Source organism: Nocardia sp. NPDC058114, assembly GCF_042884695.1.
GTDB lineage: Bacteria > Actinomycetota > Actinomycetes > Mycobacteriales > Mycobacteriaceae > Nocardia.
This window is the reverse complement of record NZ_JBHVTK010000010.1, coordinates 154,249-168,863: the sequence shown is the minus strand read 5'-3', so window position 1 is coordinate 168,863 and position 14,615 is coordinate 154,249. Positions and strand designations below refer to the sequence as shown.

17 protein-coding genes are annotated in these 14,615 nt (G+C 67.9%); 3 read left to right on the top strand and 14 right to left on the bottom strand.

What is annotated here, in order from left to right; all coding sequences use genetic code 11:
- Positions 1-47: 47 nt before the first annotated feature.
- Genes ACFVVI_RS29545 through ACFVVI_RS29480 form a run of 14 tightly spaced genes read right to left on the bottom strand, consistent with a single transcriptional unit; the run spans position 48 to position 12,784 of the window.
- Positions 48-599, bottom strand: coding sequence for a pyridoxamine 5'-phosphate oxidase family protein (locus tag ACFVVI_RS29545; RefSeq protein ID WP_387447644.1), 552 nt, complete (start codon positions 597-599; stop codon positions 48-50).
- On the bottom strand, positions 599-2,140 hold the full coding sequence (locus ACFVVI_RS29540; protein ID WP_387447643.1) for a phytoene desaturase family protein: 1,542 nt from the start codon (positions 2,138-2,140) through the stop codon (positions 599-601). The genes ACFVVI_RS29545 and ACFVVI_RS29540 overlap by 1 nt, the downstream gene beginning before the upstream one ends.
- Complete coding sequence (locus ACFVVI_RS29535) at positions 2,133-2,885, bottom strand: SDR family NAD(P)-dependent oxidoreductase (RefSeq protein WP_378992504.1); 753 nt, start codon at positions 2,883-2,885, stop codon at positions 2,133-2,135. Before ACFVVI_RS29535 ends, ACFVVI_RS29540 begins: the two co-directional genes overlap by 8 nt.
- On the bottom strand, positions 2,869-3,261 hold the full coding sequence (locus ACFVVI_RS29530) for a lipocalin-like domain-containing protein (protein WP_378992506.1): 393 nt from the start codon (positions 3,259-3,261) through the stop codon (positions 2,869-2,871). Before ACFVVI_RS29530 ends, ACFVVI_RS29535 begins: the two co-directional genes overlap by 17 nt.
- Positions 3,262-3,264: 3 nt before the next feature.
- Positions 3,265-3,432, bottom strand: coding sequence for a hypothetical protein (locus ACFVVI_RS29525; RefSeq protein WP_387447642.1), 168 nt, complete (start codon positions 3,430-3,432; stop codon positions 3,265-3,267).
- 9 nt (positions 3,433-3,441) lie between these two features.
- A complete protein-coding gene (locus ACFVVI_RS29520; RefSeq protein WP_378992510.1) occupies positions 3,442-5,025 on the bottom strand; it encodes an acyl-CoA carboxylase subunit beta in 1,584 nt (527 codons plus the stop codon).
- Between the two features lie 16 nt (positions 5,026-5,041).
- On the bottom strand, positions 5,042-5,899 hold the full coding sequence (locus tag ACFVVI_RS29515; protein ID WP_378992511.1) for an alpha/beta hydrolase: 858 nt from the start codon (positions 5,897-5,899) through the stop codon (positions 5,042-5,044).
- Entirely contained in the window at positions 5,896-6,846 is a 951-nt protein-coding gene (locus ACFVVI_RS29510) for an aromatase/cyclase (protein WP_378992512.1), read from the bottom strand. Before ACFVVI_RS29510 ends, ACFVVI_RS29515 begins: the two co-directional genes overlap by 4 nt.
- 13 nt (positions 6,847-6,859) lie before the next feature.
- Complete coding sequence (fabG, locus tag ACFVVI_RS29505; protein WP_378992513.1) at positions 6,860-7,636, bottom strand: 3-oxoacyl-ACP reductase FabG; 777 nt, start codon at positions 7,634-7,636, stop codon at positions 6,860-6,862.
- Between the two features lie 11 nt (positions 7,637-7,647).
- Positions 7,648-7,905, bottom strand: coding sequence for an acyl carrier protein (locus ACFVVI_RS29500; protein ID WP_387447641.1), 258 nt, complete (start codon positions 7,903-7,905; stop codon positions 7,648-7,650).
- Positions 7,902-9,146: a ketosynthase chain-length factor gene (locus tag ACFVVI_RS29495; RefSeq protein ID WP_387447640.1), complete on the bottom strand. Its 1,245-nt coding sequence runs from the start codon at positions 9,144-9,146 to the stop codon at positions 7,902-7,904. Before ACFVVI_RS29495 ends, ACFVVI_RS29500 begins: the two co-directional genes overlap by 4 nt.
- Positions 9,143-10,414: a beta-ketoacyl-[acyl-carrier-protein] synthase family protein gene (locus ACFVVI_RS29490; protein WP_387447639.1), complete on the bottom strand. Its 1,272-nt coding sequence runs from the start codon at positions 10,412-10,414 to the stop codon at positions 9,143-9,145. The genes ACFVVI_RS29495 and ACFVVI_RS29490 overlap by 4 nt, the downstream gene beginning before the upstream one ends.
- Positions 10,411-11,031: a TcmI family type II polyketide cyclase gene (locus tag ACFVVI_RS29485; RefSeq protein WP_378992517.1), complete on the bottom strand. Its 621-nt coding sequence runs from the start codon at positions 11,029-11,031 to the stop codon at positions 10,411-10,413. Before ACFVVI_RS29485 ends, ACFVVI_RS29490 begins: the two co-directional genes overlap by 4 nt.
- 22 nt (positions 11,032-11,053) lie before the next feature.
- Positions 11,054-12,784: a biotin carboxylase N-terminal domain-containing protein gene (locus tag ACFVVI_RS29480; protein ID WP_387447638.1), complete on the bottom strand. Its 1,731-nt coding sequence runs from the start codon at positions 12,782-12,784 to the stop codon at positions 11,054-11,056.
- A gap of 300 nt (positions 12,785-13,084) precedes the next feature.
- Between ACFVVI_RS29480 and ACFVVI_RS29475 the strand changes: the two genes are divergently transcribed.
- The 3 genes from ACFVVI_RS29475 to ACFVVI_RS29465 are packed head-to-tail and all read left to right on the top strand — an operon-like array spanning position 13,085 to position 14,568.
- On the top strand, positions 13,085-13,543 hold the full coding sequence (locus ACFVVI_RS29475) for a MarR family winged helix-turn-helix transcriptional regulator (protein ID WP_378992519.1): 459 nt from the start codon (positions 13,085-13,087) through the stop codon (positions 13,541-13,543).
- A gap of 20 nt (positions 13,544-13,563) precedes the next feature.
- Positions 13,564-14,052 (top strand): hypothetical protein, encoded by a 489-nt coding sequence (locus tag ACFVVI_RS29470; RefSeq protein WP_379315486.1) that lies wholly within the window; start codon positions 13,564-13,566, stop codon positions 14,050-14,052.
- Between the two features lie 3 nt (positions 14,053-14,055).
- On the top strand, positions 14,056-14,568 hold the full coding sequence (locus ACFVVI_RS29465) for a nuclear transport factor 2 family protein (RefSeq protein ID WP_379315488.1): 513 nt from the start codon (positions 14,056-14,058) through the stop codon (positions 14,566-14,568).
- The last annotated feature ends 47 nt before the right edge of the window (positions 14,569-14,615 follow it).

The window sequence follows — 14,615 nt, the reverse complement described above, 5'->3', positions numbered from 1 at the left end:
TTCCGATAGGCCGAGTCAAGCAGACTGTGCGACCTCACAGCCTGAACTCACCCGGTTCGGCGCGCCGAATGGTAAGGGCGGCAACCGGTGACGGTGCGGCCGTCGTAGCTGAATTCCAGGAACACCCGCCAGAGCTGGCGGACCCGGTGATCGGCCCACAGTCCGCGGGTCGGTTCGATGCGATAGAACACCTGCTGGCCTTCGTCGGGGAGTTTGACATTGTCGTAGAGCGAGATATCGGCGAGCCACGGGAACTGCTCGAAGCTCAGGGTGACGGCACGCTGGATCTCGGCGGGATCGGTGACCAGCGTGGCGCGACCCTGGATCTGCACCGAACGAATGGCGTGGCGACCCGCGAAACCGTCGGGTGGAATATGGCTCACCACGTAGCTGACATTCGGATTCTGTTGCATCTGAGCGTGTTTGCGATTGAATTGGAAGGTGTGCATGTAGGCGATGAGACCGTCGGCGGCGATGTGCATGGCCGAGGTCGACGGCGCGCCCTGCTCGTCGATGGTGGCCAATGCGGCGAGCTCCTCGGTGCGCAGGAGCTCGGTGATCGCTTCCTGGACTTCGGCGGGGCCGGGTTCGATGTTCATCAGGCGCCCATCCCGAGGTCGGCGAGGACCGCCAGCGCGGCGGCTCTCGCGCCACCGGTGACACCCTGACCGGGATGAGTGGACGGCCCGACGAGATAGAAGCCCTCGGCGGGCAGCCGGTAGCCCATGTTCGGCAGCGGTCGCATACCCATGAACTGGAACAGCTGGCAGCCGAAGTGGCCGGGATCGCCGTCCACCCAGGCGTCGTTGTAGCGCTCCATGTCCAATGGGCTGTGCACCACCCGCGACAGCACCTGATCGGGGCCGATATTCGTGGTCATCTGCGCGAAGGTGGCGAAGACCTGATCGAAGATCTCCTCCTTGCGGCTGTCCCAATCGCCCTCGGCCAGCTCCATCGGGGCGTAACCGAGCAGGTAGAGCGTGTGATGCGGGGCGGGAGCCCTGCTGGGGTCCCAGCGGGTGGCGGTCGAGACCGTCGGGATGGTGTGCACCGGTTCGCCGTATTTGAGCTGGTCGAAGGTACGCAGCAGGTCGGGCAGATCGAGGGCGACCTCCTGGAAACCGGCTTCGGTGACCTCCGGCCCGGCACGGAACTCGGGCGCCTCGCTCAGGACGAGATGCCCGGCGACCAGGCGGAAACCGGCGGACTTGATCCGGTCGACCTTGCGCTCCCACTCGGCGCCGAATCGGTGCTCCACCATCGCGGGCAGCTGCTTGATATTGAGGTCGGCCAGGACGGCGCGACGCGCGCTGAACTCGGTGCCGTCGGCGCAGCGCACCCCGGTGACCCGGTCGCCGTCGAACCGGAACCGCTCGACCTTCGCGCCGGTGTGGATGGTGCCGCCGTAGCCGCGCAGCGCGGCGGCGAGCGCGTCGGACAGTGACTGCGAGCCGCCCACCGCGAAACCCATGCCGTAGCGATGGATGAACGGCACCATCAGCAGCAGGAAGGCGCCGGTGCCGCCCTCGTCCGGCGAGATCAGCAGCTCCGACACCCAACGGCACAGGGCCGCTTTGACTTTCGGGTGCACGAACCATTCGTGGCAGACGTCGAGGTAGCTCATCATGAGCACCCGCATCGTCTCCTGACCGATCTCGGACTGTTCCAGCTGCGCGAACAGCGCGCCGAGCGGGGCAGGCGGGCGGAACATCGCGGGCAGCAGCTGGTCGAGCAGCGGGCTCGCGAATTCGTAGAAACGCAGGTAGTTCTCGGCGTCGACGGGGGAGATCCGCGCGATCGTCTCGGCCGTCTTGTGCACGTCGTGATAGAAGGCGATGAAGTCGTCGTCGGGGAACACCACCGACATGCTGGGGTCGGGATAGACATAGCTCAGCCTGTGCTCGGCGAGCAGGCCCAGTTCGTCGTCGAGGATCATCGGATTGCCGTGGATGAAGATGTGTGCGGCGGCGTGCAGGTCGTGCTGGTGACCGGGCAGGGTCACCGCCTCGCTGACGACGCCACCGCCGATCTCCGACTTGGCCTCCAGGACGACGACATCCAGGCCCGCCTTGGCGAGGTAGGCGGCGGCGGTGAGGCCGTTGTGCCCCGCCCCGACGACGATCACGTCATGGTCAGCCATGGTGTGCTCCGAGTCCGTAGCCGCCGTCGATGTCCCAGATCGAGCCGGTGACGAAACCGGCGCCCGCGGAATCGAGCAGGGTCAGTACCGGCGCCGCGACCTCGTCGGCGGTGGCGATGCGTTTGATCACGTTCGTGGCGACGACGCCTTCCTCCAGTCCCGCGATCGCCTCGGCGCCCGCGCGGAAGCCCGGGGTCTCGGTGATGCCGGCACAGACGCCGTTGACTCGAATTCCCCTGGGGCCGAGTTCGCTTGCCCACGTCGGCACCAGGTATTGCAGGGCTGCCTTGGTAGCGCCGTAGATGCCGGTGCCCGGTCCCGGCTTGCGGCCGATGGCGGAGGAGATGACCGCGATCGAGGAACCGGTCTGCTTGCCCAGCGCGGGCACCGCCGCGGCGACGGTGGCGATGGTGCCGCGCAGGTTGACGTCGATGATCCGGTTCACTTCCGCCATCGGCTGGGCGAAAATCGCACCGGGAATGAGGATTCCGGCATTGCACACCAGGAGATCGAGGCCGCCGAACTGCTCGACCGCGTGGTCGACGGCGTGGTGCGCGGTGTCCGGATCGGCGATGTCGCCGCTGATCCAGGCCGCGCCCAGGGTGTCCGCCGCCTCGGCCAGTTCCTTCTCGCGGCGCCCGGTGAGTACCACCTTCGCGCCCTCGGCGACCAGCGCCGCCGCGATCGCGTAGCCGATGCCCTCGCTCGATCCGGTGATCAGAGCGGTCTTACCTTCGAATCGCATGCTTCTCCTGTGCTGCTTCGGCCCTGCGCCACTGCACGACGCGGCCGTTGTCGGGGGTGGTGCGGATGGTGAGCAGACCGTCGGTCAGCTCGGCGATGCGGACTTGTTCCTCGCCGACCCAGTCGGTGCGTGAGCAGACGAGGATGTGATGGCGCAGGACGCCGTCGTCGACGCTCCAGCGGCCCGCGTATCCCATGAACGCGGGTTCGCCGGGGGCGGTGCGCATCATCGCGACCGAGAGGTGGCCGGACGCGGTGTAGGTGAGGAACCCGGCGGGCTCGGCGCCGAGTGGGCCGGGCGTCGGCGTGCCCGTGGGATCGGTGTCGTGGAACGACGCGAGTTGCCAGGTGCCGATCAGATCGTCGGGTCGGGCCATGGGCTAGCGCCAGCCGCGCGGATCGCGAAACCGGGTGTAGGGCAACACCGCCTGGGGCGGCGACAGCTCTTCGGCCTGCTCGTCATAGGTCAGCAACACCGCGGCGACGGCGGCGATCATCTCTTCGCTCGGATCGTTTCGGGAATCGACCAGCGCTGGGGAATCGGACATGTGGTCCTCCTACTGGGGTGGGTTGCCGTGCTTGCGCACCGGCGGCTCGGAATGCTTGGCGCGCAGCATGTTCAGTGATCTGATGAGGATCGAGCGGGTGTCGGCCGGGTCGATGACGTCGTCGACCAGGCCGCGCTCGGCGGCGTAGTAGGGATGCATCAACTCACGGGCGTACCGGGCAACGAGCTCGGTCCTGGCCGCGTCGGGGTCGCCGGCGGCGGCGATCTGTTTGCGGAAGACCACGTTCGCGGCGCCCTGTGCGCCCATCACCGCGATCTCGTTGGTCGGCCAGGCCAGCGCCAGATCGGCACCGACACTGCGCGAGTCCATGACGATGTAGGCGCCGCCGTAGGCCTTGCGCAGCACGATCGAGATCCGCGGCACGGTCGCGTTGCAGTAGGCGTACAGCAGCTTCGCGCCGTGCCGGATGATGCCGCTGTGTTCCTGGCCGACCCCGGGCAGGAACCCCGGCACATCGAGCAGGGTGACCAGCGGGATGTTCATCGCATCGCACATCTGGACGAAGCGTGCGGCCTTCTCGCTGGCGCTGATATCGAGAGTGCCCGCCAGACACTGTGGTTGGTTGGCGACGAAACCGACTGTCTGACCGTTCATCCGGGCCAGCGCGATGACGATATTGGCGGCCCAGCGTTCCTGGATCTCCAGATACGCGCCGTCGTCGACGATTTCGGCGATCACCGCGCGGATATCGTAGGGCGTGGTCCCGGTGTCGGGGACGAGATCGCCGAGCGCGGGGCATGGCCGATCGACCGGGTCGTCGGTGGGCACCACCGGCGGCAGTTCCCGGTTGTTCTGTGGCAGAAAGGAGAGCAGGTAGCGCACATCGGCGAGGCAGGTCGCCTCGTCGTCGTGGACGAAGTGCGCGACACCGGAGCGCTCGGCGTGGATGTCGGCGCCGCCCAATCCGTCGAGGGTCACCGATTCGCCCGTGACGGCGGTGACCACCTCGGGCCCGGTGATGAACATCTGCGCGGTGCCGCGCACCATCAGGACGAAATCGGTCAGGGCGGGGGAGTAGGCGGCCCCGCCCGCACAGGGCCCCAGCATGACGCTGATCTGGGGAATCACCCCCGAGGCTGCGGTATTGCGCCGGAAGATGCCCCCGTAGCCGGCCAAGGCGGCGACACCCTCCTGGATCCGGGCGCCCGCACCGTCGTTCAGCGACACCAGCGGCGCCCCCGCGGTGATCGCCAAATCCATGACCTTGTGGATCTTCTCGGCGTGCGCCTCGCCCAGCGCACCGCCGAAGATCCGGAAGTCGTGGGCGTAGACGAAGGTGGTGCGTCCGTCGACGGTGCCCCAGCCGGCCACCACGCCGTCGGTGTAGGGCCTGCTGTGCTCGAGGCCGAACCCGGTGGCCCGATGCCTGCGCAACGGTTCGAGTTCGGTGAACGAGTCCGGATCGAGCAGCAGCGAGATCCGTTCGCGGGCGGTCAGTTTGCCCTTGGCGTGCTGGCGCTCGGTCGCGGCCGGATCGGGGCCGAGCTCAGCCAGTTCCTTACGCAGGCGCAGTTCGTCGATCCGGTCGAGGTCACCGTCGGAGGTGAACGGCAGCGTGTATTCCTCGGTCACAGCGGTGTCCTCTCGCTCAGGCCGCGATGGGGTCGAGCAGGCAGGTTTCGAAAAAGGCCAGCGCACTCGTGTGATAGGCCCTGGCCGCCCAGCCCAGGCTGATGTTGTGGCCCGCCTGCGGGACGCGGGTCAAGCCGCGGCGGGGCGCCGAGGCGAGCAGGGCGGACAGGTCGGCGAGCGCGGCATCGTCGGTGCGCCACCACTTCTCCTGCTCGGCGAAGCTGAACCGCACCGGAATCCGGATGCGATCGGCCAGTTCGGCGAAGGTCTGCGGCCAGGCGGCGGCGTCGACCAGTTCGAGTATCGGCGTCGAGTCCACCGCCGCGCCCGACCGGGCGAAGGTGCCGGGCGGATACAACTGGAGATCGCCCCAATTGCGTTGCCACATCTTGGTTTCGGTGTCCTCGCTGTAGAGGTGCCCGCAGCCCGAGACGTCGACGCCGCAGAACTCGCTCTCGGTCGCCATGGTGAGGGCGAGCTTGCCGCCGAAGGAGTGCCCGAGCAGGAACATCCCGGCGCCGACCTCGTTGTCGGCGGTGAAGTCGGCGAGCGCGGCACGTACGGTCTCGGCCTGGTCGGTCAGCGACTGACCGTCCGGCAGGGCGTCGACCGAGGCACCGTAGCCGGGGCGGTCCAGTGCCAGCACCGCGTAGCCCAGCCGGGTGGCGGTGCTGAGCAGCGACACGTCCGGGTGGGCGCGGCCGTGGAAGTACGCGGCGGACATCCCTGCCCCGTGCAGGGCGACGATGGTGGCACGAGGCAGGGCCAAGGCGGGCGTACTGAGCAGGCCGGACATCGGAATTCCCGCCGCGTCCAGGGTGATCCGGTGCACGCCCGGGGACAGGAGCGCCGCGCTCGCCTCCGCGGAGCTCATGACCGTTCCTCGGCGAACTTCTTGGCATGGGCCAGGGTGGCCATGCTGTTGGTGCTCAGCGCCCGCTGCACGTACTCCCTCGCGGTCGCCACATCGGCGTCGGGACCGAGGACCGCGGTGATGTTGTCGGTGTTGATCACCACGCTGTGCTGCGACGACACCGCCACCCCGCCCTCGGACGGCCGCACGGTCCAGTACCCGGTGTGCAGCGTCATCAGCGCGGGCATGGTCAGCTGCTTGTAGGCGATCATGGTGTCCGGGAACACGATGCGATACGACATGGTGCGGTGCTGGGAACCGTCCATCGCCACCGTGTCCATCGCCAGTGACTGGATGCCGGGACCCGGTTCGATGAGCTCGACCCCCGCCACATGCGGCAGCCGCTCCGGCCACAGCTGCGCTTGGCTGATGAACCCGAACACATCGGCGGCCGTGCCCGCCACCTCGACGGTGTCCTCGAAGGAGAACGTCGCGTCGGTGCCCGCGTCGCCGAGTTCGATATTGCGCTTCAGCGCGGCGAGCTCGGTGGTCGAATTGCGGTCGACCACCTGGTCGATCCAGCTCAGCTGGTCTTCCTCGGTGGCCTGGTAGTCGTGCAGCAGGCGTACGTTGCTCCGATTCACCGAGAGCGCCTCGATGATCCAGGTGCCGCCCATCGCGGCGATCGGCGCGCTGCTGACCTCCTGGCGGAACTCGATGCGGCGTTGCTCCGGATCGAGTACCCGGCGCGACACCCAATGCTTGACGCTCTCGCCCGCGGTGGCCCAGATCCGGATGCGCTGCTCTCGGTCGTCGTTGTCGAGGTAGTCGGCGAAGATGGTGGGCGGGAACAACTGTGGCCAGTTCTCCACCTCCGCGAGCAGCCGGTAGACGGTCGCCGCGGGCGCGGCGATCTCGATCGAATGCTCGGCATGGCCGGTGGTGGTGACGGATACGGATGCGGACATGGTCGATCCCCTTTCAGTAATTCCCTAGTCCGCCACAGACATTCATCGCCTGGGCGGTGATGGACGCGGCGGTGTCGGAGGCGAGATAGCCGACCAGGCCCGCCACTTCCTCCGGAGTGCAGTAGCGGCCGAGCGGGATCTTGGCGGTGAACTTCGCCATCACCGCGTCCTCGGTGCTCTGCTGCAGGCTCGCGTAGTTGCGCCGAACCTGCTGCGCCATCGGCGTTTCCACGTAGCCGGGGCAGACCGCGTTGACGGTGATGCCGGTCGGCGCGAGCTCGTTGCCGAGCGCCTTGGTGAACCCGACGACACCGTGCTTGGATGCCGAGTACGGTGCGCCGAGGACCACGCCCTGCTTGCCGGCGGTCGAGGCGATGTTGATGATCCGGCCGCGGCTGCGGTGGCGCATCCCGCCGGTGTTGAGCACCTCGCGCGTCATCCGGAAGACGCTGTTGAGGTTGGTGTCGATGACGTTGTCCCAGATCTCGTCCACCAGGTCCGCGGTGACGCCGCCGCCGCTGATACCCGCGTTGTTGACCAGCACGTCCACCGGGCCGAACCGGGCGGTGGCGGCTTCGATGAACTCGTGCACCGACTCACCCGAACGCACGTCGACGGCGCTGCCGTCCACCTCGAGGCCGGCTTCGGTGAACTCCTTGACGGTGGTGGCGACGTTCTCCGCGGTGCGCGCGCCGAGGTAGACGGTGTGCCCGTTGCCGGCGAGCAGCCGGGCCACGGCCAGCCCGATACCGCTGGTGGCACCGGTGACCACTGCGTGCATTTTCGACATGATGACTCCTTCTAGGGGGTGCGAACGGGGAGAAGGGCGTTCACCGCGTCGAGAAAGGTGCGCGGTGTGGTCGCTTCGATCACGGTCGAGTCGTCGAGGGTCACCCCGAATTCGCGTTCGACGCGGCTGGCGGTCTCGAGCATCGCGAGGGAGTCGTAGCCGAGATCGTCGAAGGTGAGGTCGAGGATGTCGGACTCCAGGTCGATGTTCTCGGGTTCGCCGGAGCCTTCGAGGAGGATCCGGGTCAGGTCGTCGAGGGTGAATGTCATGAGATTTCCCTTCCTTCGGGTGCGGACACGACCATGGCGGAGTTGAATCCGCCGTAGCCGCGTGCCAGGACGAGTGCGGCACGCACCGTCGCGTGCCGCACCCCACCGACCACCAGGTCCAGTGGCGAGTCGGCGTTCGGGGTGACGTTGATCGTCGGTGGGATCTCGCCGGTCGACATGGCGAGCAGCGCGGTGGCGACATCGAGGGGGCCCGCTCCCGAATACAGCCGTCCCGTCATGGTTTTCGGTGCGGTGACGGGGACGCCGCGGTGACCGAAGACCGCGGTGACGGCGTCGGACTCGATCTGATCGTGCTCGGGCAGACCCGCGGCGTCGGCGAACACCACGTCGATATCGCTCGGCGCGAGTCCGGCATCGGCGAGCGCCCGTTCGATCGCCGCGCGCAGGGCCGGTTCGCGACCGGTTCCGGGCGCGGGATCGAACGTCGCCGCGTATCCGGCGATCTCGCCGTAGCTGCGCGCTCCCCGGGCGGTGGCCGCCGCCGCCGACTCGAGGATCAGGATCGCGCCGCCCTCACCCGGGACATGGCCCGCGGCCCGCGCGTCGAACGGCAGGTAGGCGGCGTCAGGATCGGCGCCCGCGTGCAACCGGCCGCTCGTCCACAGTGCCGCCCAGCCCCACGGGCACAGCGTGGCGTCCATCGCGCCCGACACCATCAGCGCGGTGCCTCGGCGAATCTGCCTGCGCGCATGGGCGATCGCGTCGAGGCCGCCTGCCTGGTCGCCGACCAGGACACCGCTGGGCCCTTTCATACCGTGACGAATGGAGATCTGGCCGCTGTTGACCGCGTAGAACCAGGCGAAGGACTGATAGGCGCTGACGAAACGGCTACCCCGGCTCCAGAGATTCCCGAGCTCCTTCTGCGCGAACTCGAAACCGCCCGAGGACGAGGCGGTGAGCACGCCCATGTCGAAGTCGTCGAGCTCGCCGGTGTCGATGCCGGCATCGGCCAGTGCCCATTCGGCCGCGACGAGAGCGAGGCGGGTCACCTGATCTGTCTGAGGCAGAAGGCGATTGGGCAGGTATTGCTGGGGATCGAAGTCGTCGATCTCACCGGCCAGCGTGGCCGGGTAGCCCGCCGGATCGAAGCGGGTGAGTCGGCCGATGCCACTGCGGCCCCCGCGCACCGCATCCCAATAGGGCTGAGTACCGAGGCCGTTCGGCGCGGTGATGCCGATGCCGGTGACCACCGCGCGGGTGTCGTCGAGTACCGCGGTCATGCCGCGACTCCCTTCGCCGTGGTGAGGACCATCGCGCTCTGGAAGCCGCCGAAGCCGCTGCCCACCGTGAGTACGGTGTCGGTGCGGTGCTCACGGGCGGTGAGCGGCACGTAGTCGAGGTCGCATTCGGGGTCGGCGGTGTGCAGGTTCGCCGTCGGCGGCACCACGTCGGCGCCGATCGCCAGGACCGAGGCCGCGATCTCGATCGAGCCGATCGCGCCGAGCGAATGCCCGACCATCGACTTGATCGAGCTGACCGGGGTGTCATAGGCGTGTGAACCCAAACTGCGCTTGAACGCGGCGGTTTCGTGCCGGTCGTTCTGCTTGGTGCCCGAGCCGTGGGCGTTGATGTAGTCGATCGAGTCGCCGGGCAGCCGGGCCTCGTGCAGCGCCACCCGGATGGCCTCGGCCATCTCGACGCCGTCGGGGCGCAACCCGGTCATGTGATAGGCGTTCGCGCGGGTGGCGTAGCCGGCGATCTCGGCGTAGATGTGCGCACCGCGCCGCCGGGCCGCGGACAGTTCCTCGAGGACGAACAGGGCCGCGCCCTCACCCAGGACGAAGCCGGTGCGGGAGGCATCGAACGGCCGGGAGGCGGTTTCGGGGGAGTCGTGGCGCGGGGTGGTCGCCTTGATCGCGTCGAAGCAGGCCATCGTGATCGGCGAGATCGGCGCGTCCGAGGCGCCGGTGACCATGATGTCCACCGAGCCCTCGGCGATGAGCTGGGCGGCGTACCCGACCGAGTCGAGACCGGACGTGCAGCCCGAGGACACCACGGTCGCCGGCCCTTGCGCGCCGACCGCGAAGGCCACCTCGGCGGCGAACGAGCCGGGCGACAGATGGTGGTAGAGGTGCTGGTCGGCGTACTTCTGGTCGACCAGTTCCAGGCGTCCGCCATTGCTGATCACGCGGTAGTCCTGCTCCAGGCGCATCGTCGCGCCGACCGCGCTGCCCAGTGCCACCCCGATCGAGTACGGGTCGATGGTGTCGAACTCGAGCCCGCTGTCGGCCACCGCGCTGCGCGCGCCGACGACGGCGAACTGTGCCGCGCGGTCGAGTCGCTGGATCTCGTGGGGAGTGAGGCCGTGCAGTTCGGGGTCGAAGTCGACCTCGGCCGCGACCTTGGACCGGAACTGCTCGGGATCGAAGAAGCTGATCCGCCGGGTGGCGGTGCGGCCGGCGGTGAGCAGTTCCCAGAACTGCTTTGTGCCGACTCCGCCGGGGGCGATCACCTCCATTCCGGTGATGACGACGCGCCGGGTGTTCACTGTGCCTCCCAGTGGTAGAAGCGGTGTGCGACCGCGTCGGCCGGCTTGCGCCAGGTCGACGAGTCGTACTTGTCGATCAAGGGGTCGAGGTCGTCGCAGATCTGGATGAAGCGCGGGTCGGCTTGCTTCCACGCCTGGGCGATCACCGCACCGCCGTCGGGGGTCTCGAAGTCCTGCAGGTGGAAATAGACGCCGCCGAGGGCGAAGAGCTGCCTGCGCCGGGTGCCCATCCGGTGGGGGACGTCGGTGGTGTCGAAATCGGCGAACAGCTGCGCGACCTGCGGGCGGCGTTCGGGGACAAGGCGATTGACGACGAGGGTGCTGAACATGGCGGGGTCCACCGGGCCGGGCAGCCAGTGGTAGTAGCGCTCGGCGAGCACGGTGGTGTCGAAGGGCGCGATATCGGCGCCGAGGTCGGGGCCCTCGGGCTCGCCGGGCAGCGGTGTGTCGCTGTCGACGATGTGGATGAGCAGGTCGTCGTGATAGTGGAACAGTTGGCGGCGAACGATTTTCGCGTCCGTCGGGGCCGCCGTGGCATCGTGCTCGGCGAACCTGCCCGCCACGCGTGCGCGGGCCGCGATAGTGGTCGTCCTGGCGACCGTGACTGTCGTATGCATCCGGTGTCGGCTCCTCTGCGGTTCAGTTCTGGATCCGGCACAGCACGGCGCCGCTGCCGATACTGGTGCCGATGTCGGTGATCAGGCCGACGACGATGCCCGCCTTGTGGGCGGTGACCGGTTGTTCCATCTTCATCGCCTCGATCACCGCGATGAGCTGCCCGGATGCCACCGAATCACCTTCGGCGGCAGCGAGTTTCACCAGAGTTCCGGCCATCGGGGCGGTCAGTGAGTCGCCGCTGGGGGTAGCGGCGGCGCTCACGCGCAGGGGGCGAGGCGAGGGTCGGGAGGCCGGTTTGGTGCCGCGCGCGGGCAGGGTCACCTCCACTCGTTTACCGCGCACTTCGAGCACCACGGTCTCGCGCGGCGCCGTGGCACCGGGCGGTGCGGCGGTATCGGGGTAGGGCTCGATGGTGTTGTCGAACTCGGTCTCGATCCAGCGGGTGTGTACGCGGAACGGCGCGTCGGTGAAGGCGGGGTCGGCGACCACCGCGCGGTGCAGCGGCAGCACGGTCGCGATGCCGTCGATCGCGAACTCGCTGAGCGCGCGCGCCGCCCGTTGCAGTGCCTGGGTCCGGTTCTCGCCGGTGACGATGAGCTTGGCCAGCAGTGAATCCCAGTTCGCGCCGACCTCGGTGCCCGCCTCGACCCCGGAGTCGACCCGCACGCCCGGACCGCTCGGGGTCCGGTAGCCGGTGATCGTGCCGGGCATCGGCGCGAAGTTGCGCCCGGCGTCCTCGCAATTGACGCGGAACTCGATCGAGTGCCCACGCGTCGGGGGATCGGGATAGTCGAGGAGTCCGCCCGCGGCGATGCGCAGTTGCTCGCGGACCAGGTCGATGCCCGTGACCTCCTCCGAGACCGGGTGTTCCACCTGGAGCCGGGTGTTGACCTCGAGAAAGGACAGCGTGCCGTCGGCGCCGATCAGGAACTCACAGGTGCCCGCACCCACGTAGCCCGCGGCACGCAGGATGGCCTTGGAGGATTCGACCAGCGCGCTGTGCTGCGCGGGCGTGAGGAACGGCGCCGGCGCCTCCTCCACGAGCTTCTGATGACGGCGCTGCAGCGAACAATCCCTGGTCGAGACCACGACCACGGTGCCTGCCGTGTCGGCGAGGCACTGCGTCTCCACGTGCCGCGGGGAATCCAGATAGCGTTCCACGAAGCATTCGCCTCGACCGAACGCGGCCGTCGCCTCGCGGACCGCCGAGGCGAAGCACTCCGGGATCTCGGCGAGGGTGCGCGCCACCTTGAGCCCGCGACCGCCGCCGCCGTATGCCGCCTTGATGGCGACCGGCAAGCCGTGGGCCCGGGCGAACGCCACGACCTCGTCCGGATCCGATACCGGGCCCGGGGTACCCGCCACGATCGGCGCGCCCGCCGCGACCGCGATCGTGCGGGCGGTGACCTTGTCGCCGAGATCGCGGATCACCGAGGGCGGCGGGCCGATCCAGATCAGTCCCGCCGCCAGGACCGCGGCGGCGAAATCCGCGTTCTCCGACAGGAAGCCGTAGCCGGGATGGACCGCGTCGGCACCCGCGGCTCGCGCTGCGGCGAGTACCGCCTCGACATCGAGATAACTGGACTGCGCCGTGTCGCCGCCCAGTGCGTAGGCTTCGTCGGCGGTGCGCACATGCAGTGCGTCGCGGTCGGGATCGGCGTACACCGCCACCGCGGTGATGCCCGCGTCACGGCAGGCTCGTGCGATTCTGACGGCGATCTCACCGCGGCTGGCGATCAGCACTTTTCGCACGATGCCTCCTGAAAGTTGTTGGGACGCTTCACTAATCGTGCGTAACGGAGATCACCATATGGTGAACGGAACCTCCGGAAATCTTCAGGAGCTGCGCGCGCCGGGCGCCGCAGTCTGTGGAGTTCGTCCAATTCATCCGGGCTGGTTCAGGTTTCGCTCCGCCCGGTTGCCGACGGTGTGCGTCGGCCCTAGCATCACGCGCCGGCTCCGCGTCGACCGGGTGTCCGCTACCGGTCGCAATTACATGGCTTGCCATGTAATCTGAGGGGAGCCGCAGATCAACGACGATGGAAGGTGGGTATGGAACCGCTCGAGACGCTACCGATGGATCGGAGCAACTCCCTGGGGTACGTGATCAACCATCTGGCGCGGCTCATGGAACAGGCACTGCGCGACCGAATCGCCGGGCACGGTGTGGTGCCCGGGCAGTTCGCACAACTGCTCGCGCTGTACGAGGAGGAGGGGATCTCGCAGCTGCAACTCTGCGAGAAGGTCCGGATCGACCAGTCGACGATGGCCCACACGCTCAAGCGGATGGAGCGCGACGGCCTCATCCAGCGCACCGCCGACCCGCAGGACGGCCGGCGAGCGCTGATCTACCTCACCGACCGGTCCCGGCGATTGCGCACCGCGCTGATCGCCGCGGCCGGGGAGGTGAACGACATCGCGACCGCGGGGTTCCCCGAGGTCCGCGGTGACGACTTCATCCGCATGGTTCGACAGGCGATCGGCAACCTCGAGGCCGATCGGTCCACATGACCTTCGAAGAGAGGTAAACCATGCTCTCCCGCATCCATCCCGTCGCGGGCACGATCGGATTGCTCACCGTTCTCACCTTCTGGACCTCGACTGTGGTGAGTGAGCTCAGCGGTTCCAAGGACGCGATCATCGCGGTGAAGCAGACCATCCCGTGGGCGTTGCCGATCCTGGTGCTCGCTCTCGCCGCCACCGGCGGCACCGGCTTCCGGCTGGCCGGGGACTCCACGATGCCCTCGATCCTCGCGAAGAAGCGCCGGATGCCGTTCATCGCGGGTAACGGGTTGCTCGTGCTGATCCCCTCGGCGATCACCCTTTCCGTCCTCGCGGGCCGCGACGAGTTCGGGCCGTTGTTCTACGGCGTGCAAGCGCTCGAACTCGTCGCCGGTGCTACAAATATCGTGCTCATGTCACTCAATATTCGCGACGGCTTCCGCATCACCGGCCGTTTCGACAAGTCGAAATCGGAAAATCGAACCGCTACCATCGGTAGCGAGGAATCTCAGGGATAAATGATGAACGAGACCATTCTCCGTGCTGAGCTCGAATCGCTTCGCGCGGAAGTCCGTGAATTGCGCGACCATCGTGAGATCGCGGCACTCTTCGATACCTTCTTCTTTTTCGAAGATCGCAAATCGATGGACGACGCGTGGGCGAAAGCCATTTTCACCGACGATGTTCTTCTCGAATTGCCGCCCGAGGATTATCGCGGTATCGAGGGAATCGCCGCGCATATGACCTATGTGGTCAACCTGTTCGGTCCGACCCATCACACCACCACCGATTGTCATGCCGATATCGACGGCGACACCGCCGCGGTGCGGCTCAATCTCACCGCGACCCACAAGCACGTGGTGCCGGGCGAGGCGCCGCTGCTGGTCTGGGGCTACCTCGACGCTGATGTCGCGCGCACCGCCGCGGGGTGGCGGATCGCTCGGATGAAGTTCATCAAGGTGCTGCGCACCGGCGAGGCGCCGCCCGGATTCGCGTTCGACGAGAACCTGAACGTGGTCGCGGTCGGTAGCTGAGACAGCGAAGCCGCCGACTCCTCGGAGTCGGCGGCTTCGTCGTCGCC